Below are 20,084 nucleotides of genomic sequence, written 5' to 3'. Positions count from 1 at the left end.
CCAGGCCACCGTCGACCGGTGACCGGAGTACCACGGAGGTGGCGAATCGTGCAGTCGACAAGCCTGCGGGGGGAGCTTTCTGCCGTAACCACAGCGGTTCAGGAAGCACAACGCCATATCCAGCGCCTGCGCATTCAGGCACCGAACTCAAGGGCTGCCGATCGACTGGCGGCGGACGTCCGCCGGGTCATGGAGGACATTGACGACCTGGCCGCCGAAACCGTCGTTCCGACGGAAATCGACAGTTCCGACAAACCGCCAACAGACACTACCCGCGAATCCCCCGAGCCGGTGTTCGTACCGGCCCGCCACGGTGAGTCGGAATTCCAGCCAGAATGCGACGACGAGGGCGTCGCCGGCGGCTGGCAGCGGCATCGCGCCGTGTCGTCGCGACGGCGACGCGCCCGGGTGTGACGCCGCGACGGCGATCCGGAGCACGGACCACAGCTTGACGCCGGCATCGACCGACGACACGACCACCACCACGGAAAGTAACCACTGGAGGCGCGATCACGAGCGACCCGGGTTACCCTGATCGCGCCTCCAACGGCTGACGGCGGGTGGCCGGCAGGCTGAAGGCCCAGTAGGGCCGGCAGACCGACGGCCACGCGACCATGGCTCCTCTCGCGCCGCTCCGGAGGCCTCACAAGGGCGGGGAGTGCTATGGCGACGCAGACGCACACCCGTGCCGACGGTCGGGGACCCGCCGGCACGGCCACCGGCCGCGGCGGCGCGGCCCGGGCGAGCCTGCGGCAGGACCGCTGGTGGGTGACGCCCGCCGTCACGGTGGCGGTCCTCACCGGCTTCGTCGGCTATGGCATGTGGGCGGCGTTCCGGAACGCCGCCTACTACGCCGACCCGTACCTGTCACCGTTCTATTCACCCTGCCTGACCGACTCCTGCCCGCGCGACGCGCTCGGCTCCGGATTCTTCGGCGATCTTCCCTGGATCTCGCCCGCCATACCGATCCTGATTTTTCCACTCGGTTTCCGACTTACCTGCTATTACTACCGGAAGGCGTACTACCGGTCGTTCTGGTGGGCACCACCGGCCTGCGCGGTGCCGGACGCCCGGCGGAAATACAGCGGCGAGACCCGGCTGCCGCTGATCATGCAGAACGTGCACCGCTATTTCCTCTATTTCGGCATACTGTTCATCGGCCTGCTCGCCTATGAGGCCGTCGGGGCGTTCGGTTTCGACGGTCATTTCGGCGTCGGGGTCGGTACCGGCATGCTCGTGGTCAACGTGGTCCTACTGGGTCTTTACACCTTTTCCTGCCATTCCTTCCGGCATCTGTGCGGGGGCGGGCTGCGGACGCTGTCGGCGCATCCGATACGCCGACAGATGTGGCAGGCGGTGTCGGCGCTCAACCGGCGGCACATGGTGTGGGCCTGGGCGAGCCTGCTGTGGATCATGATAACCGACCTCTACATCTGGCTGGTCGCGGCAGGGCATCTGCACGACTACCACTGGGTGGCCTGAGGTGCCGGGCGCTCCGAGGTGTCGCCGCCGCACACCCGTCCGGATCCCGCCGGCGCCAGGACCGGCGCGGATCCGGCGTCCCATGAATCCCATGAATCCCATGAACCGGACGCCCCACCAGGCTGGGTACATCCCACGGATCGGACATACACGGATCAGACGTACTTTGCCGGCCGGACACCTGGTGAACCAGGCATCCCGCGAACAACGTGCGGTGGTGACCACATAAACCATGAGCACATCGGAAAGACACACATACGACGTCGTCGTGATCGGCGCGGGCGGAGCGGGCCTGCGGGCCGCGCTGGAAGCGCATGAGCAGGGTGCCCGGGTCGCCGTCGTCTGCAAGAGCCTGCTCGGCAAGGCCCACACCGTGATGGCCGAGGGTGGTATCGCGGCCGCGATGGGCAATGTCTGGCCCGAGGACAACTGGCAGACGCACTTCCGCGACACGATGCGCGGCGGGAAGATGCTCAACCAGTGGCAGATGGCCCGGATCCACGCCGAGGAGGCCCCGGCACGGGTCTGGGAACTGGAGGAATGGGGCGCGGTCTTCGACCGGACGCCGGACGGCCGGATCCTCCAGCGCGACTTCGGCGGTCACCGTTTCGCCCGGCTCGCGCACGTCGGGGACCGTACCGGCCTCGAGCTGATCCGCACTCTGCAGAACCGGCTGATCAGCAAGAGGATCGACGTCTTCATGGAGTGCACGGTGCTGCGCCTGCTGACCGTGCCGGGGGCAGCGGATAGGCCGGGCGCCGGGCGGGCGTCGGACGAACCCGAGGCACTGTCCGCCCCGGCGCGCGAGCGCAGCTCGGCGCGCGTGGCCGGGCGGATCGCTGGCGCCTTCGCGTACTGGCGCGAGTCCGGCACCTTCGTGCGTTTCGACGCGCCCGCGGTGGTGCTCGCCACCGGGGGGATCGGCAAGTCCTACCAGGTGACGTCGAACTCGTGGGAGTACACCGGCGACGGCCACGCGCTCGCGCTGTGGGCCGGGGCCGCGCTGATGGACATGGAGTTCGTCCAGTTCCATCCCACCGGGATGGTCTGGCCACCTTCGGTGAAGGGAATCCTCGTCACCGAAGGTGTCCGGGGCGACGGTGGCGTGCTGCTCAACTCCGAGGGGCGCCGCTTCATGTTCGACTACATCCCACCGGTCTTCGCCGCCGAGACCGCCGACTCCGAGGAGGAGGCCGACCGCTGGTACACGGACAAGAAGACCGCCCGCCGTCCGCCGGAACTGCTCCCCCGCGACGAGGTGGCGCGGGCCATCAACGCCGAGATCAAGGCTGGCCGCGGCTCACCGCACGGCGGGGTCCATCTCGACATCGCCTCGCGCCGCGACCCGGAGTACATCCGCCGCCGGCTGCCGTCGATGTACCACCAGTTCACCGAACTCGCCGACGTCGACATCACCCGGGAGCCGATGGAGGTCGGCCCGACCTGCCACTACGTCATGGGTGGCATCAAGGTCGACCCGTCGACCGCCGCGGCGACCGTACCTGGGCTGTTCGCCGCGGGCGAGTGCGCCGCCGGCATGCACGGCTCCAACCGGCTCGGCGGCAACTCCCTGTCCGACCTGCTGGTCTTCGGACGGCGGGCAGGGCTGCACGCGGCCCGTTACGCCCAGTCGCTACCGGCGCACAAGCGGGCCGTGGCCGACGACGCGCAGATCGACGCGACGGCCGCGGCGGCCCTCGCGCCCTTCGCGGCGGCCCTCACCCCGGGCTCCGCGCAGGCCGGCACCGCCTCCGCCGAGGGCACCGCCAGCTCCGCCGGGGGTACCACCTCCGCCAGGGACAGCGCCGGGACCAGCGTCTCGCCGTCCCATCCGCCGGAAAACCCCTACCAGCTCCAGAACGACATCCAGGACGTGATGCAACGCCTGGTCGGGATCATCCGGACCGAGTCCGAGCTGGTCCGGGCACTCAAGGAGATCGAGACGCTGCGCTCCCGCGCACGGCACGTCGCGGTCGTCGGGCACCGCCAGTACAACCCGGGCTGGCATCTCGCCCTCGACCTGGGATCGCTGCTCACCGTCGCGGAGTGCATCACCACGGCCGCGCTGGCCCGCCGGGAAAGCCGCGGCGGGCACACCCGCGACGACTACCCGTCYGCGGACCCGGCGTTCGCGACGCTGAACCACGTGCTCCGGCTGCGTGACGGGCGGCTCGTGCTCACCACCGAGYCCCTGCCCGCGATGCCACCGGAGCTGGCCRCATTGTTCGAGGATGCCGGTGCGGAATCCCGGGCGGATCGGGGCGCACCGGCCGGTGGGAAGGGCTCCTGATGGCAGCCTACGATCTTTCACTGCGGGTGTGGCGGGGCGATTCCGACAGCGGTGATCTCCAGGACTACACGGTCGGTGTCGAGGAGGGCATGGTCGTCCTGGACGCGCTGCACCGGCTCCAGCAGACGCAGGCGCCCGATCTGGCCGTCCGGTGGAACTGCAAGGCCGGCAAGTGCGGGTCGTGCAGCGCCGAGGTGAACGGCCGCCCCCGGCTGACGTGCATGACCCGGCTGAACCTGTTCGCGCCCACGGACACCGTCACGGTGACGCCGCTGCGGACGTTCCCGGTGATCCGGGATCTGGTCACCGACGTCTCGTACAACTACGAGAAGGCCGCGCAGGTGCCGGCGTTCGCCCCGGGAGCACCGGCAGGGGACGACGGGCACCACCGGATGAAGCAGTCCGACGTCGACCGCGTCCAGGAGTTCCGCACGTGCATCGAGTGCTTCCTGTGCCAGACGGTCTGCCATGTCATCCGCGACCACGAGGAGAACAAGCCCGTCTTCGCCGGCCCACGGTTGATGATCCGGTATGCCGAACTGGAAATGCACCCGTTGGACACACATGATCGGCGAGATCTGCTGCGCGGACGGGCCGGCATCGGGTACTGCAACATCACGAAATGCTGCACGGAAGTCTGCCCGGAGCACATCTCGATCACCGACAACGCCATCATTCCGCTCAAGGAAAGGGTCGTCGACACCGCATACGACCCGATCACGCGGCTCGGCAACCGCATCCTGCGCCGTCGGCGCTGACCCGCCCGCCCCGGCGCCAGTCTGCCCGCATCCCTGCCCACCTTGGCGCTGAGCCCCCCGGCGCCGGCCCGGCATCCCGTCCCGGCGCCATGCTTGCCCGTCACGACCGAGTCGGTTACCCTTCGCATCGAAATGTATTCGGCACTTCCACGTGTGCCGCTTTCAGGTGTGCCAATAACGGCTCAGGCTTCGGGGGCGACGCGGTGGCCGGATGCGGATCCGTCCTCATATCAGGGACGACCGAAAGACCAGAAACAGCTCGATCGTTTTCCTTTCGCACCGTGGGTGGGCCGGGTTTCCGGATCACCGCCGGAGTCGTCGTCCCCACGGCCCTTCTCACGATTCTGATCATTACGGGGCGGCCCGCCGCCGCCGAACCGGGCGACCCCACCGTGCGGACCACCCCGACGCAAACCGCCGCCCCCCAGCCGGGGAACGCCGCGGACGTGGTGACCCCCCACCTTTCGATCGTCCAGCTCGGCGATTCGTACGCCGCCGGGAACGGCGCGGGCGCCGGCACCTACGACACCGGTGACGGACCACGTGGATGCCACCGTTCGACAGTGAACTGGGGCGAACAATATGCCCAGTGGCTGCGCGACGAACGCGGATACGACGTCACCTATGTCAACCGGGCGTGCAGCGGCGCCACCACGAACGATCTTCTCAACCCACGCAGGATTGATCAGCACACCTACCGGACCCCACTGCGCGGCGGCGAGACCGCGAACGATCCCGCCGTCTCTGACCGCCTGTCGCGGGACTGCTCGTCCGGGTTCGGGTCGGAGGAAACCGCCGATATCGGCCCGGTCGATGTCACCTACGGCATCGCGTCCGCCGTGTGCACCCGGGTGGTCACACCGCAGCTCGACGCGGTCGGCGCGGACACCGACCTGGTCCTGCTGACGATCGGCGGCAACGACGTCCAGTTCTCCGACATCGTGCTGCGCTGCTTCGCCTTCGATGTTCCGAAGCTCTTCGGGATACCCGCCGGGGACATCGCCGAATGCGAACGGCTCACCGAGCGGGCAACGGACGAGCTCACGGAGGTCCGCAGCCGCCTGGTCACCCTGCTCACCCGCCTGCGGGAGCGGATGCCRCCCGGGGGGCGGGTGGCCCTGGTCACCTATCCGTACCTGTCCAGCCGGGAACACTACCTGCCACCAGGCGCACGGGACGCCCTGAACGGGACGGTCTTCGACCCGTCCGCCGCGGTCCGGGAACTCGGCGACCGCGGGGACGGCATGCAGATCGCCGCCGCGGACACGGTGAACCGCTCGTTGGGTTTCACCGGGCCCTCCGACCCCGACGCGCACAGCTGCTCGCTGGACGCCCTGCCGGCGGATTCGGTCGGTACGCCGGGCCGTTTCGTCACCGTGGTCGACACCGTCAAATGCCGTTTCGCCGGCCACGAACCGGACCCCGCCGTCGACCAGCGAAATCCGGACCGCTGGATACACGAGTTCCTCGACGGCTTCCTCGCCCTCGACCAGAGCCTGATCTACCATCCGAACAGCGAAGGTCATCGGCAGCTGGCCGATCTGCTCAGACCGTTCGGCGACTTCGGCGCCTCGGCCCGCTCCAGTATCAGCGGCAACGCCTACCTGGACGCCGACCGCGACGGGCGACAGGACGCGGGCGAGTCCGCCGCGCCTGACGTGGCCATCCAACTGACCGGCACAAGCCCGGACGGGACGGCCATCCTGCGGGAGACCACCACCGACGCGTCCGGAGAATGGGCGTTCGACGACCTTGTGCCAGGCGTGTACGCCGTCCAACAGGACACCTCGCGCGRCAGATCCGCCATCCGCGCGATCCTCGACCCGGACACGTTCAGCAACATCGTCCTCGACCGGGTCGGTAGCAGCGCGACCGGATACACCTTCGCCGTGCAACCGGTCGAATCCGTGCGGGCGGTCCAGACTGGGCAGGTCAGGCCGACGGAGAACACCGAGGAGGCCTACACGATAGCGCGGTCCCTACGCTCCGACCGGACGGGGGGCTCCGGCGGTGCCTTCCTTCCGCTCGCGGCGTTCGCGGCGCTGCTCGCCGTCGGCATCCCAGCAATGGTCATCTTCCGTCGCCGGCCTCCGTACGACCAGCGGGACGGGTAGCGGCCACGGAACAGGCCGGACCATCCGRCCAGGACCGATCGATCAGTCGGGGCGCGAGACGGCGCAGCAGGTCAGCCGCCTGGGACAGGCTCACCCGCTCATCCGGTTCCAGCTCGGCGAGGGTGCGCACCGCCGAGAAACCGGCGCCGGTCAGCGCCGCGGAATCCAGCAGCGAGCGTCCCGCCACCGCGACGACCGGTACGCCGGCCGCACGCGCCCGGGCCGCCACCCCGGCCGGGGCCTTCCCACGCAGTGTCTGCTCGTCGAGCGACCCCTCCCCCGTCACCACCAGATCGGCCCCGAGCAGCGCGTCGTCAATACCGACAAGATCGAGTATCAGGTCGATCCCGGGACACAGCCGGGCGCCGAGCAGCGACAGGGCGGCGAAGCCGACACCACCGGCGGCCCCCGCCCCCGGCGCCCATCGATGATCGGTCCCGGTCGCGGACATCACGATCGTCGCCCAGCGGGCCAGCACCCGTTCCAGGAAAGCGACGTCGTCCGGTGTGGCGCCCTTCTGCGGGCCGTACACGGCAGCCGCGCCGTGCGGGCCCAGCAGCGGGTTGTCGACGTCGCAGGCGACTATCAGCTCGGTGTCACGCAGCCGTGGGTCCAGCCCGGACAGATCGACGCCGTCGAGGGCGGCAAGAGCACCCCCACCCCGGTGACGCCGCCGCCCCGCGGGACTCCCGGGACGCTCTGGACTCCCGGGGCTTTCGGGGCTTTCAGGGCTTTCGGGAAGTAGGACAGCGCCCAGCGCCTCAACCAGCCCGGCACCGCCATCGGTGCTCGCGCTCCCCCCGATACCGAGCACCACCCGTCGGCAGCCGGCGCGCAGAGCGGCAGCGACCACCTGCCCGACCCCGTAGCTGGACGCCGCCAGCGGCGCGGGACGTCCGCCCGGCAACCGACGCAGGCCGCAGGCATCGGCCAGTTCGACGATCGCGGTGCCGTCGCGCTCGGCGTAGGCCGTGTCGACAAGCTCACCCGTGGGCCCCTCCGCGGTCACCGCGACCCGCCGGTATCCCGCTGACAGCGCGGCCTCGACCGTGCCGTCACCGCCGTCCGCCACCGGCAGGGACACCGTGTGCACGTCCGGGCGGGCCGCGCGCAGCCCCTCGGCCAACGCCGCGCACACCTCGGCGGCGCTCAACGATCCCTTGAACTTGTCGGGTGCCAGCACAACACGCGTCACAGCCGCCAGCCCAGCATGCCAGGACCTGCCGCGGCCAGCCCCAGCGTCCGGAAGACGCGTGACGCCGGCCAGGAAGGGGGTGTGCCGTGGAACAGGCCACCCGAGCGCGCGGAAGCATCCTGCCGTCGCCGTGGTGCCCGCACCGGCCTGGCGCGGGCACCTCCCAGCCCGGGTCTCGCCCGTATCCGATCGACAGTGCTGCCATCACGATCCGTGTTTCCCGTTACATGGGACCGTCAAATGGGAGGCCAAGGGGAAAGGTCTGCCCGGTCGCCCCGAACACGATGAAGAGCACCGCGACGATCTGGCAGTAGCRTGCCCCCCGACGCAGCGACTGTTCCTTTGCCGTCCGCGCTTCGCGGGAAAGGGCCCGAGAAACGAGATCGGYGGCATGTCGTCGCCCCCAGCATCCGATAACGAAGAACACGGCAGYGAACGCGAACTGCGCCAACATCGCGTCACTCATCGCGCCGTGCCGTCTCTGACGGGTGTCGAGCGAGACGAACGCGGTGCCGCCCATGCGGTCGAACATCTGCCGGACATGGTCTAGTACCCGATGGGCGCGCGCGTCAGCGACCCGAAGAACATCTGCTGGAACACCGCCCCGACCACGCTGACGATGACCAGATTGATCACCATGGACTTCGCCGTGTTCTTGCCGACCCCGACCGGCCCACCGCTGGCCGTGTACCCGTAGTAACAGCCGACGATGACAATCATCATTCCCATGATCGCACCCATGGCCAGCGACAACAGCACGTCCTRCCGGGTCTGGAAGGCCCAGAAGACGGAGAGATACCCACCCGCGGACACACTGTGGAACACGTGCACGTTCAGCACRTASTKGACGYAGTACATGATCCCGGTGCCYRYGATGAACATGAACGGCGTGACGAYGATGRTTGCGAGCAGCCGGGTGCTGATGAGATACGAGTGCGAGTCGAGGCCCATGACCTCAAGCGCGTCTATCTCCTCGCTGATCCGCATCGAGCCGAGCTCGGCGACCAGCCCGCAGGCGACCTTCGCCGAGAGAATCCACCCCCACATCTCGGGGGCGACCGTGTAGTCAGCCGTCGAGGTGAACACTCCCGTATAACTGCCGGCGCCCAGCTGGCTGAGAAGATAGTGGCCTTCCAACGAGGCCTCCGCGGCCAGCATGGCCATCATGAACCAGATGATCCCAGAACTGGACAGGATCATGATCCCGGCCTGGCGTAACACCTCGGAGCCGTAGTGCCGCACACCCGGCATGCGGCGCACGGAGGTCGCCGCGAACCTGGCGATCTCACCGAGGTCGTACACCAACGACCGGTCACTGCTGTAGGAACCGAAGCCACCGCCACCGCTGCTCACCGGCTCCGGCGTGGCCTCTTTCCGCTCGTCGGTCACGGTCATCGTCGAACGCCTTTCACCGGTTCACCAACATGTCGGGGTTCAGGCCCAGCATCGTCGCGTTCGCCACGAAGTTGATCACCCATACGGCGGCGAAACACAGCACCACCGCCTCGTTGACTGCCCGTCCGACACCCTCCGACCCACCACGCACGGTGAGCCCTTTCTGCGCGCAGACGAYGCCGATGAACAGGCCGGTRAGCGTGGACTTGATCAGAACACCGACCAGCTCGGGRGCGGTCAGGCTCGACAGGAARYTWSCRAARTARCCACCGRYGGACGTCGTGCCRARYACGGTCGCGGAGATCATGGCCATGATGATGCCGAGCAGRCYRCCGATGATGGTGAAGGCCACCGTCATGATCGTGATAGCAAGTACCCGGGGGAGCACCAGCGTGCGCGTCGCGTCGACCCCGAGCACCTTCAGCGCGTCGAGCTCCTCCCGGATGCGCCGGGCGCCGAGGTCCGCGGTCATGGCCGTGCCCATCACCCCCGCGACGGCCATGCCGGTACAGAACGGCGAGATCTCCCGGATACTCGCCATCACGAAGTAGGTGCCTATCCGGTTGTGCCCGCCGAGCAGGCTGAGCAGGTCGTACGCGTAGTTCGCGATGAGGAAGGTGAAGCCGCCGACCGCGAGCGTGCACGGCAGCCAGCAGAAGCGCAGCATCGCGTACATCTCGTCACGGGTGCTCCCCCAGTACCCGCGTGGCTGGCGTACCGCTGTGGACACCAGCCGCCCGAGTAACTGCCCGCTCTGTCCGACGTCGACGACCACTCGCTGAAGGAGCGGTGGCAGCACTGTCATAACGCTCCCGGCGATGGAACCGGAACGTGAGCGGTGGCTGCCAGGTTCGGTCGCAACCTGCTGTGTCATCTGTCTCCTTGATCAGTTGGGCGGTGCATCACGTCCACGGATCCACCGCACCGTCGTCAACGGAATTTCCGTCCCTTCCGACACTCGCGACGGCGAGAAAAACTACAGTTCCAGACGCATCACAACCATCCCTGCCGATCAGATTTCGGACGACAGAAAGAGAGCACCTGCCACTTCTCTCGCCCACCGAAGAAAAATGACCGTCCGAAAGAGCCGTACTGGCAGGCGGCGAGCGTCACCGATCAATCGTGACTTTGTACCCGGCGGCCGTCAGAAGGCCTTCCAGGAGCGCTTCTCCCGGCAGGATCCGCCGCGTTTTCCCTATGACCGGACCATCGCCGTCACATATTTTGGGCACCATACGAGCGAACTGCAGACCAATAGCATTATCGGCACTTTTCGGGCACATCCGTGTCACGCCCGAACAACAGGCTCGCAACAGGCGGAAGGGCAACGAGGGAGATGTATCCCCTCATCCGGGCAGGTCGTCCCGCGGGCCGGCGGCTGTACACCCCCGACGCTTGGTGCGGGTGCGGCCCGCCGAGGTGCGCTGGCCAGGTCATACGAAGCCATACGTGGTCCTGCTGACGACGGCGCAGCCAGCAGCCCCGGCCAACGGCTCCATCCACCAGCCTGTGGACGCCACCTGGAAAGCGTCTACCAGCCCTGTCGACGACCTGCTGTCAGGGCGCGCGCCGCGCCGCACCGCACCAGGCCAGGAGCACTTTCCCGGTCAGCACACCCGCGCCCGTGGRATCCGCTGTAATCGGCATGAACCGACCCAGGCCAGAAATTCGCAGGACAGCCCGGCGACGGGCAACGCCGACGCTCCTCTACTGGGCCGTCCAGCCTCCGTCCACCGGGATGACCTGGCCGGTGATGAAGTCGCTCTTTGGGCTCAGCAGGTAGACGACCAGGTTACCGACGTCCTCCGGCCGGCCCAACCGACCCGACGGAGTAGCCGCCGTAACCGTGGTGAGCAGCTCCTCCGTGATGTCGCCCAGCATGGGCGTCTGGGTGACGCCTGGAGCAATGACATTGATCTGGATGTTGCGCGCGGCGTACTCGACGGCCACCTGTCGTGACAGAGCGATGACCCCGCCCTTGGCCGCGGAGTAGGCGAGCACATTCTGCATACCAATGAGACCCGCCGTCGACGCAATATTGACGATCTTTCCGCCACCGTTTTCCAGCAGGGCCGGGACCACGGCCCTCGCACCGAGCCAGACACCCTTGAGATCGACGGCGAGAATGCGGTCCCAGCCCTCTTCCGTCTGCGAGAGCAGGCTGTCGACATCCGACACGATACCGGCGATACTGGCGAGCCCGTGGATGGAGCCATGCGACTCGATCACGCCGTCCACGAGGATCTGCCAGGCTGCGGCATCCGAGACATCGAGCGCCCGGGCCTCGGCCCTGCCGCCGGCCTCGGTGATGGCCGCGGCTGTCTCGTCCTGACCTTTCAGGTCGATCGCGATGACGAGAGCGCCCGCCTCGGCCGCCAGGTGCGCGGTCGTTCTACCAATACCGGAGCCGGCGCCGGTAATCAAAACCGTACGTCCCTCAAGAAGAGCACTTCCGCCTGATTCTGATGCAGTCACAGCATGCCCCTTCCGTCCTGTCGACTTACTGAGGACCGTGATACCCCGTCGGCCACGGTCACAGTCATTTCAGTATAAAACAACTGTTCGTTCCTGAACAGCACCACGATCGGCAACGGACACGCTCGGGAAAGACACCGGTCACGCCTCCGGAAAACACGGCCCCGCACCACGGCATCGGCCGCTCGTTTTAGTCGCCGGCAGTGAGGTACATGGCCACGAGAACCACACACACCACCACGGCCCACCCGGCGAACAGAAGATGCAGTATCTGCGGAGCTTCCCGGAGTTCCATGAAGTACCGGCCGACGAGGTACACCTTGAAAAACGCCACCACAATCACACCGACCGTCGCGRCCTCCCGGGCGCCGTGACCTTCCCCGAGATACCAGGAGAGCACGGTCGCGCCCATGAGCGCGAGCCAGGAGACAACGGTGGGATTCCTGACGACAGAAATCCTGGCAGCAGAACCCTTGACGACGGTGCTCCCGACATGCGTCGACATCTGGTCACCTCATCAGGTACAGCAGCGCGAACAGAACGATCCAKAGCAGGTCGACAAGATGCCAGTAGCAGGCTCCGGCCTCAAGATTACGTATGTCCCTGGCCTCCAGGACCGGCTTGCGGGCAATCCTGTACATGATCACAAGACCGATCATTCCGATCAGCAGGTGCAACAGGTGGATACCGGTGAAGACGAAGTAGTACATGTAGAAGCTGTTGACCGACGGTGTGTGTCCCGCGTCAATCTTGTCCGAGTACTCCAGGTACTTGTTGAGGACGAAGCCAGCGCCGCAGAGCAGCGTGACGAGAATCATCCGCGAGCCGGTCCGGGAAGCCCCTCCGCGCAGCGTGTTCAGGCCCAGCACGACGAACATCGACCCGGTCAGCAACAACAACGTGTTCACCGCGCCGAACGTCAGGTCCATGGTCTCGTGAGCGTGTTCGAAAAGCTCGACGCYCCGCGACCGTTCGTAGACGAACACACCGAAGAACAACCCGAAGACGAGCATGTCCCCGAAGATGAAAACCCAGATGCCGATCTCGCCCGGCACCCGGCCTCCGCCGCGAGGGCGCCACCGGGGCRCCCTCGCGGTGTGCGAGGCGAACGGATCCGCGAACGGATCCACCGCGGACGGCACGCTCATGGTCACGACACGATGGAAAGATCTTGCTCATRGACGAAGCCGCGCTTGACGTTCTGCATCGACAGGTAGCTGAAGTACAGCACCCAGGCGCCGAAGACCATGAACGGTATCCACAGGCACACCACACCGGTCCAGCCGAATGGCCCRCTCTTGAAGAACCAGACCGTCCCACCGGGCATGAAGCACACGCCTGACCAGATGCTGAAGTATCCCGTCCAGCGCGGGAAAACCGGTGTCGTCCTGTCCAGCAGGATGTTCAGTCCGAGCGCGATGGCCCAGATCGTGAACGGCATCCAGGTGCCGAGCAGGATGATGAAGCCCGCGTCGTTGAACGCCTGCGTGATCTCCGGTGACACGTCCCCGGCGCGGAAGGCCGCGGTGGCCCAGAGACCGCAGTTCACGACGATCTGTGCGGTACCCGCGGCCATACAGGTCAGYTGGACGTAGGTCAGAACCGGGAAGAGCCCCTCCTTGCGCCGGGTCTGGACAGCCATGCACACGCCCCAGACGCCCATCAGTGCGTAGGCCAGACAGGTGAACACGAGACCGACGCGGATGGCGTCCTTGTGGTCCCGGTAGTATTGSGCAACCTCCTGCGGGGAATCGCTCGGGTGGATGGCGGGTGGGAAGTACCGAGCGAGCCAGACGCTCCCGATCACAAATAAAACGACCATGGCCGGACCGCACCATGCGACAAGTAACTGCGAGTTGCGGCTCATGCTTTGGCGCTCGGCCCGAGCTGGACTGGAGCCGTTTCTGCTTGTTTCCCCTCCCACAGGGGACGTGATGACATCGGTAGCGCTCACAGGACCCTCCTTCTCCCTCGGTCGAGGTGGTGTAGGCGGGCCGAATAGCCCGTTATGTCCTACTTTGTGCCAGCATGATCCACCTTCGCGCCTCCCCGCGCGCGACTGCCACAGCCAGCAACAAACTCGACACTCCAGACGGTGATCACATTAACAAACAAGTGATTGTTTTCTGCCGACCATAGTTGGCCGTGTGACCTGTGTCAATGTCGCCGTGTCCACGACGACACACAGACGTATGATTTTTTCCCAGATCGTGCGGCAACGTGGCTCCACACCAAGATCTGTCAAATCTCACCAGCCGACGGCACCCTCCTGGACGATACCGGCTGCATCACTCCCCGAGCGGCAGCGTCCTGGGATGGGAACCCGCGCCGGAGCGCAGATAGCGGTACCAGACAAGCGCAGCCGGCCGGGCCCTCGGGTCGGCGGACAGACTGGCCCGCACAAGATCCACACCGGTCCGGTCGAGCACATCCTCGACAGCTCGCGTGGCGCTCTCCGGCGTGACCGTCCGGCCGGGCGCGAGGATACGGACGATGAACAGGCMGAGCTTGAACAGATCGGAGCTGATCGACTGCGGTTCGTGTATCACCGGGGGAAAGAAGTCCGGCGTGTGGCCCTGATCGACGACCGCCGCGTTACCGACCTTCCGCACCGCGTCACAGTCCACCAGGAGCACGTCCGGTGTCGGTCGCAGACGGTAGAGGACGTTACGGGCGGAGATGTCGCCGAAGACGATGCCCTGGTTGTGCAGGAACGCCACCAGGTAGGCCAGCCGCAGGCACAGCCACCACCGCTGCGCACGGTCCGGGAACGGCAGGCCGAGCGCCCGCATCTGCTCGGGTCCGGCGAACAGCGACCGCGCTTCGCTCGGCCGGCGCTCCGACCGTCCCGCCGTTGCCGGGAAAACCTGGAAGAAGGCATCGGGTATGAGCCGCATGACGACGCCGAGCACCTTCGCACGAGCGGAGGCGGCATCGCTGTCGACCACGATCCGCAACGGCCAGGCCAGATGCGTGTCGAACCACAGGCGCTGGTCCGCCGGCAACGCCAGCCGCAGCGCGATGATGTTGRCCAGGCCCTGGGCCGGCACCCGCCCCACGATGGAGCGGTACTCCTTGTAGACGAGCGGCACCCCCACCTCGGGAAGGCCGAATTCGGGCAGCCGGTAGACGACCGCCTGCCCACCCCGGCTCAGCAGATCGACCCGGCCCAGCCGCTGCCGCTCGACAGCGACACTCTGCCACTTCACAGGAGGCTCTCAATAACGAACATCCGGGTCGATCCAGGACTCGGGCGGATCGACGATGACCGTGTCGAGAGCATGGACGTCCGTTTCATCGATCACTACCATCTCCTGATGGCCCGAGGTCACGACACTTCGTACGATGATCTCGGTCAGATTTCTGATCGCGCTTTCCGGGCTGGCCAGCCGGCTTTGTATGAACAATGGCGTCGTCGGCGCCGGATGAGCCAGCGCCCGCATGATCTCGGGATTCGAGTCGGCGACGGCGCAGGGAATGATGTGCGGGGTGGTCGGGCATTCCCGAAGCAGGGTGGCAAACGCCTCCTCCCAGGCGCCGGGAGGATCGTCGAAGGGTTCGCCGTCGCTGAGAAAGAACACTCCGGGGCGGCCCACGGTGAAACCGTCGGCCGCCAGCTGGCGGCGGTCACGGTCGACGGTGGCCCGTAACAGGTTGAACGCGGGTGCGTATCGGGTGCCGTCGTCACGGCACGCCAGCTGAGGGAACGTCGTCGTGGTGAGCAGGTCGCACAACGGCAGCACCGTCCGGCTGCCGCCGGCAAAGTCGATCATGCCGACCCGGACCCGGGCGGCAGCGACCGAATCGCGGGCCAGCGCCTCCCCGATCCGCTGCAGAATGAGGTTCGCGGTGTCCAGCCGCGGCCCGTCCATGGACTGCGAGACGTCCACTACGAGGTAGAACGGAATCAGGGTGGTTCGTGGGTGCGTGTCTGCGGGGTACACGGTTTGTCCCCACCTCCTTCTGCCGACGCTGTTTCCGCCGATGCCCTGTCCGCGGCCGTCACGCGGCCCGCCCGGCGGCGTGGCAGCCGGCCTGTCTGGCGGACCTGCGGGCACCGGACTACCGGGCGACGACGGCAACGACGACCGCCAGCACCAGAAACARCAGAATCGTGACAGCCAGCACAACACTGRCAGCCTTCGTGGCGGGAGTGGCGGGAGCCGTGCCACCGCCGATGGCACTACCGCCGTCGGCGACGCCGTTCCCGGCGTCGCCGGTCAGGTCCGGCAGCGCCGGGAACGGATCAAAACGGCCGCTCCGGGCCCGGGCGCACCATGGGCATTCCGGGAGATGCCCACTGTAGGTGTGGCCTTTCCGGTTGCCGCATGTCCGGACGTCGTCCCAGGCCAGGTCGAGGGCTTCGGCCCATTCCTGCGCGGCCGGCCGCGAATTGGCCGCGCCGTGGCCCGCCCCGAACGCCTGCCTGGCCAGCGCGGCGATCCGCGGTGGAAGGACGTCGGGCTCGACGGCCTCGTCCGGGACCTCGACCTCGCTGGGCGCCGTCAGGACGGTGATGCCGTACTGGATGTTCGTCTCGGGTGACGGATCGACGTCCAACAGCCGGGCTGGAATGCCCTGGAAGGGATGGTCGCCGCACAGCAGCAACTGGCATACCAGCACGGCGAGGGTGAACCGGTCCGTTTCGACGCCTCTGGGGCCGGACAGCTCGGGCAGCAGTTCGGGCGCGGCATATTCCGGGGTGACGGTATGGCAGGCAAAAAGCTCCCCGTCGTACCGGAACTGCAGCGAGTCGCAGTCGAGAAAACTGATCAGACCRTCCGCCCGGACGTGAATGTTGGACGGCGCCAGGTCACCTACCACGATCTCCTGGTCGTGCAGAATGGCGACCAGCTGGCTTAAGTTGCTGGCCACCCCCAACAGAAACTTCCAGTCCTTGTCCGGGAAGTTCGTCAGGCGAGTGTAGTGCTCGAAGAACGTGCTCAGCTGCTGATCATCGGAACGCCACATGACGTATCCGAGAACCGCCCCGCTGGCGTCGCGGGCGAGTTTCTCCGGCCATACCAGCCCCGGATGACCGGAACCGGGGTCGACGAACTGTGACGCGTCGAAGGCCCGCAGCATGCACTCCAGCCGGTGGGTGCGCTGGACGTCGGGCTCCCGGTAGATCTTCACCGCCTGCCGGGMATCGCCGTCCACGGCGTGGACGACCGACTCGGTTCCAACACCGAGCACGGTCGAACAGGTCAGCCTGCGCCCGTTGACAAAGATCTCCGTCACCGACACAGGACCGCCACCACCAGCGTCGTGTCGTCCTGGGTCACTTCGGTGACGTCCTCCCGCAACAGCAGCCGGACGAGTCCGGAGGCATCAAAATGATCATCGTCGAGCAGTCTGAGCACGGTGTCGATGACCGGTTCCCGGGCCACCGCCAGCCGGCCGTCGGCGTCTCGTCGCAGGGTCGCGGGGATCAGGCCATCGGTCGATATGAACACACCGCTGATCCAGGGGTCGTAGAGGGYGTTCACCCGGGCGGCTCGGCTGGTGTCCGACGTCAGGAAGACCGCGTGGGTGGYGTGCTCGGCGTCGGCGGTCCCGGCGTCGAGCAGGTGCAGGTTGTCCTGTCCGCCCTCACCCGTGCGGACGACGATGAAGCCGTCCCCGATGCCGAGATAGCCGATGACGGGATGGGCGAGGACGACGACCGTCAGTGTCGTCGCGAACTCGTCGACGTGCTCCGGCCCGGCGATCGCGGCGACGACCCGCCGGAACTCGGCGACTATCTCCTCATGCGAGGCCGCCAGGATTCGCTGTAGTTCCGGCGCGGTCGTGGCGCGGCCGGCGGCATGGACACGGTCACGCACCAGCCGGGTGGCGATCGCGACCGCGAGCCGGGAGCCCTCGGCCGACCGGGGCGCGGATCCCGCGCCGTCGGCCACCGCCAGCACGTGGACGTCGGGCAGCGGCCCCCGCCCGTACAGCGACAGGTGAGCGAAGGAGTCCTCGCACCATCTGCCCTCCCGCACGTGCGAATACCCCTGGACGCTGGCCCCCCGGATACGCCACCGGTCGGGCCGACCGCCGGCACCGCCTCGGACGGCCACGGGCTGCCAGCCGGGGGTCACGCCTGCCTCGGCTGGTAGCCACGCAGTTTGTAGTTGGGGTCCTCCACGCTTCTGTCCAGCTGCACGAGAATGTCGCTGAAATCGAACCGTCCATACATCATGTTTCGCTCCGGAGCCAGTTCGCGCAGGGTTGCCTGGCCCTGGTCGTCGATGGGCGGAATACCGATCGCGAACAGCGCCAGTTTCTGGTTCGCCTCCAGCCCGCGGATCTCGCCTGCCAACGGCCGCCAGTCCGAGCTCGGATGCCCCTGGTCGTCGGTCGGCCGGCCGTCGGTGACCAGCCAGACGAGCGGACGTTTCCAGGTCACCCTGTCCCGGGCCAGCTGCCGCTTGCGCGCCTCGATGACAGAAATACTCAGTCGGACCGCCTCGACCAGCGGTGTCACCCCGTCGGCGATCAGCTTCGGTGGCTGGAAACTGTGGGCCGGCACGAACGGGGTCCGGTCACTGCGCGGATCGAAACTCTCGCTGCCACGCCATTTGCGTACTCCCCCGGCACCAAAGGTGATGAGCGCGAACTCGGTGGTCCGCGCCATCTTCTCGCCGGCCTGCATACTGCGCGCCCAACCGGCAAGCGCGTCGTTGAGCCTGTCGATCGCCTCGCCACGCATCGAGTACGAGGTGTCCATGCACAACACCACGAGCACACGATGGCTCGGCCGGGGAATGGGAATGTTCCCGATGATGTCCCGCGGCTGCTGACGATCCGCTGCCCTGTCAGAGCTGTTACGAGGTGCCATTTTCCGATGTATCCCCGTCTGCGTAGTCACTACGGACTACCGGCCTGAGCGGCCGTACGGTGGCCACGCCTGTAGTCCGTCCACCTCGTGCGTCGTCAGCCGCACCTGGTCGCCGACGCGGGGCCGACTCGATCCCGGGCCCTTCCAGGTCGCTCGGTAGAGCCCACCGTCGACCGCGACATAACCCTGCGGGCCGAAAACGGAATGTACGATGCCGAGCGGGCCGACGGCGACGTTCGGTTGCGCAACCGGAGACACCGGCCGTGCGCCGCCGTACCCGCCGCCCTCGTCGTCCCGGCCGTTGTCCTCGCCGACGTCGTTGTCATCATCCGCGCCGTCATCCCCTCTGCCCAGCAGCCCGCGCCGTCGGAGCACGGCGGCACCCAGCCCGAGCAGCACGATGACGATCAGTGCGTAGACCCAGAACGACCGGCCGGAGCCGCCCTGCCCCGACGGGGGCGGCTGCTCGGCCGTGGAGGCCAGGCCGGCCGGAACAGCCGACGTGTCCACCTGTAGCGCCCGCCTGAGGACGACGTCCAGGAGGAAGGGATCGGTGTTGGTGGTGTACACCCCCGATGCCCGTTCCGCCTCGGTACCCGCCACCTGTTCCTGGCACTGCCTCCCGCAGGGCGTCTGCTGCCCGCCCGCGCCGCTGTTGCGGGCGAGGGCCGCGCGGGCGGCGTCCGCGTCCGCGAACCGGTGGCCGGCCACGGCCAGCAGCACCGAACCGGCCGTCCCGAGATCAGGCCGCTCGCCGGCCCGCGAACGCTCCGGCAACGCGACCTGGACGGCAAGTTTGGCCCGATGATCGAAGATGGCGTCCAGCACGGCCGACTCACCCTGCCCGCCGAGCAGCGTGGACGCGCCGGTCACCCGGGCCACGACGACTCCGTCGCCGTCCGTAATCCCGTTGAGCAGGCTGTTCAGGGTTTCCAGAACGGCCCGGTCGACCTGCGGTGGCAGCTCCATGACACGCACCACGAACACCGGCTGCTGACCGGACGCCGGCGCGGCCGCCGCGGGAGACGCGGACAACGGCGACACGACCGGCACCACAACAGCCAGCCCCGCAACGGCCAGCCCCACAACGACGGTCGCCGCGGCCACCGATAACAGGGTCTGGAGCCGTAACCGGCCCGGAGACCGACGTCGCGGAACGCGCCCGGCATCCGTCACGGGGCAGTGATGACCGCCTTGCAGCACCGGAACCCCCCGACATTTACTGCTGCTCGTGACAGCTACAGGTCACTGTAGTCAGCGGAAAGCCAGCATAGCGACCCGATTGCCCCGGACCTACCGCCCTGCCCGACCCCACCAGAGCCCGGTCCGCTTCGCCGGCCCGATACGACGGCACGGCAGGTGGCACGACCGGTAGCGCGGCAGGACCGCCGCCACCGGCTCCTCCTCGGATCGCACGCCGGCAGACCGGTAGATGTCAAGTCAAATGAGACAGTTGGTCGTTACTCGGTTGGCTTGGGACTGGCTGGTTGATCCACACGGTCTCGGGTAGACGGGGTGGCCGTGGCCGGCGCGCGAACCGCTCGGGGTG

18 protein-coding genes are annotated in these 20,084 nt (G+C 67.4%); 5 read left to right on the top strand and 13 right to left on the bottom strand.

Annotated elements, in window-relative coordinates; genetic code table 11:
* Nucleotides 1-48 precede the first annotated feature (48 nt).
* The 5 genes from BL254_RS26365 to BL254_RS19710 all read left to right on the top strand — a co-directional run bounded on the left by BL254_RS26365 (nucleotide 49) and on the right by BL254_RS19710 (nucleotide 6,644).
* Complete coding sequence (locus tag BL254_RS26365) at nucleotides 49-414, top strand: hypothetical protein (protein ID WP_139342411.1); 366 nt, start codon at nucleotides 49-51, stop codon at nucleotides 412-414.
* Between the two features lie 249 nt (nucleotides 415-663).
* Nucleotides 664-1,482, top strand: coding sequence for a hypothetical protein (locus BL254_RS19725; RefSeq protein WP_047223231.1), 819 nt, complete (start codon nucleotides 664-666; stop codon nucleotides 1,480-1,482).
* 232 nt (nucleotides 1,483-1,714) lie between these two features.
* Nucleotides 1,715-3,772 (top strand): fumarate reductase/succinate dehydrogenase flavoprotein subunit, encoded by a 2,058-nt coding sequence (locus tag BL254_RS19720; protein WP_076844499.1) that lies wholly within the window; start codon nucleotides 1,715-1,717, stop codon nucleotides 3,770-3,772.
* Entirely contained in the window at nucleotides 3,772-4,530 is a 759-nt protein-coding gene (locus tag BL254_RS19715; RefSeq protein WP_047223233.1) for a succinate dehydrogenase/fumarate reductase iron-sulfur subunit, read from the top strand. The genes BL254_RS19720 and BL254_RS19715 overlap by 1 nt, the downstream gene beginning before the upstream one ends.
* 281 nt (nucleotides 4,531-4,811) lie before the next feature.
* Nucleotides 4,812-6,644 (top strand): SdrD B-like domain-containing protein, encoded by a 1,833-nt coding sequence (locus tag BL254_RS19710; protein ID WP_076844497.1) that lies wholly within the window; start codon nucleotides 4,812-4,814, stop codon nucleotides 6,642-6,644.
* Here the strand turns inward: BL254_RS19710 and BL254_RS19705 are convergent.
* The 13 genes from BL254_RS19705 to BL254_RS19640 all read right to left on the bottom strand — a co-directional run bounded on the left by BL254_RS19705 (nucleotide 6,601) and on the right by BL254_RS19640 (nucleotide 19,642).
* A complete protein-coding gene (locus BL254_RS19705) occupies nucleotides 6,601-7,839 on the bottom strand; it encodes a glycerate kinase (RefSeq protein ID WP_083731226.1) in 1,239 nt (412 codons plus the stop codon). The two genes, BL254_RS19710 and BL254_RS19705, sit on opposite strands and share 44 nt — an antisense overlap.
* Nucleotides 7,840-8,385: 546 nt before the next feature.
* A complete protein-coding gene (locus BL254_RS19695) occupies nucleotides 8,386-9,234 on the bottom strand; it encodes an ABC transporter permease (protein WP_076844492.1) in 849 nt (282 codons plus the stop codon).
* Between the two features lie 13 nt (nucleotides 9,235-9,247).
* Nucleotides 9,248-10,039: an ABC transporter permease gene (locus BL254_RS19690; protein ID WP_254858312.1), complete on the bottom strand. Its 792-nt coding sequence runs from the start codon at nucleotides 10,037-10,039 to the stop codon at nucleotides 9,248-9,250.
* 902 nt (nucleotides 10,040-10,941) lie between these two features.
* Nucleotides 10,942-11,658 carry an SDR family NAD(P)-dependent oxidoreductase gene (locus tag BL254_RS19685; protein ID WP_235433856.1) on the bottom strand — a complete coding sequence of 239 codons (717 nt, stop codon included), beginning with the start codon at nucleotides 11,656-11,658 and terminating at the stop codon, nucleotides 10,942-10,944.
* A 241-nt stretch (nucleotides 11,659-11,899) separates the two neighbouring features.
* Complete coding sequence (locus BL254_RS19680; protein WP_076844489.1) at nucleotides 11,900-12,214, bottom strand: cytochrome C oxidase subunit IV family protein; 315 nt, start codon at nucleotides 12,212-12,214, stop codon at nucleotides 11,900-11,902.
* A 4-nt stretch (nucleotides 12,215-12,218) separates the two neighbouring features.
* Entirely contained in the window at nucleotides 12,219-12,764 is a 546-nt protein-coding gene (locus BL254_RS19675; protein WP_076844533.1) for a cytochrome c oxidase subunit 3, read from the bottom strand.
* A 95-nt stretch (nucleotides 12,765-12,859) separates the two neighbouring features.
* Nucleotides 12,860-13,663 carry a hypothetical protein gene (locus BL254_RS19670; protein ID WP_139342410.1) on the bottom strand — a complete coding sequence of 268 codons (804 nt, stop codon included), beginning with the start codon at nucleotides 13,661-13,663 and terminating at the stop codon, nucleotides 12,860-12,862.
* Nucleotides 13,664-13,997: 334 nt separating this feature from the next.
* Nucleotides 13,998-14,918, bottom strand: coding sequence for a hypothetical protein (locus tag BL254_RS19665; protein ID WP_076844485.1), 921 nt, complete (start codon nucleotides 14,916-14,918; stop codon nucleotides 13,998-14,000).
* A 9-nt stretch (nucleotides 14,919-14,927) separates the two neighbouring features.
* Nucleotides 14,928-15,653, bottom strand: coding sequence for a VWA domain-containing protein (locus BL254_RS19660; protein WP_052914994.1), 726 nt, complete (start codon nucleotides 15,651-15,653; stop codon nucleotides 14,928-14,930).
* A gap of 118 nt (nucleotides 15,654-15,771) precedes the next feature.
* Nucleotides 15,772-16,950 (bottom strand): protein kinase domain-containing protein, encoded by a 1,179-nt coding sequence (locus BL254_RS19655; RefSeq protein ID WP_139342409.1) that lies wholly within the window; start codon nucleotides 16,948-16,950, stop codon nucleotides 15,772-15,774.
* A complete protein-coding gene (locus BL254_RS19650) occupies nucleotides 16,947-17,696 on the bottom strand; it encodes a protein phosphatase 2C domain-containing protein (RefSeq protein WP_175648424.1) in 750 nt (249 codons plus the stop codon). The genes BL254_RS19655 and BL254_RS19650 overlap by 4 nt, the downstream gene beginning before the upstream one ends.
* 95 nt (nucleotides 17,697-17,791) lie before the next feature.
* The gene (locus tag BL254_RS19645; RefSeq protein ID WP_157180656.1) at nucleotides 17,792-18,424 is read right to left on the bottom strand and encodes a VWA domain-containing protein; all 633 of its coding nucleotides are present in this window, start codon (nucleotides 18,422-18,424) and stop codon (nucleotides 17,792-17,794) included.
* A gap of 147 nt (nucleotides 18,425-18,571) precedes the next feature.
* Nucleotides 18,572-19,642 (bottom strand): hypothetical protein, encoded by a 1,071-nt coding sequence (locus BL254_RS19640; RefSeq protein ID WP_139342408.1) that lies wholly within the window; start codon nucleotides 19,640-19,642, stop codon nucleotides 18,572-18,574.
* Nucleotides 19,643-20,084 lie beyond the last annotated feature (442 nt).

The sequence above is a fragment of the Protofrankia sp. BMG5.30 genome, assembly GCF_001983005.1.
GTDB lineage: Bacteria > Actinomycetota > Actinomycetes > Frankiales > Frankiaceae > Protofrankia > Protofrankia coriariae.
Note: the sequence above shows the minus strand (reverse complement) of the source record. Positions and strands in the feature narration are given on the sequence as shown.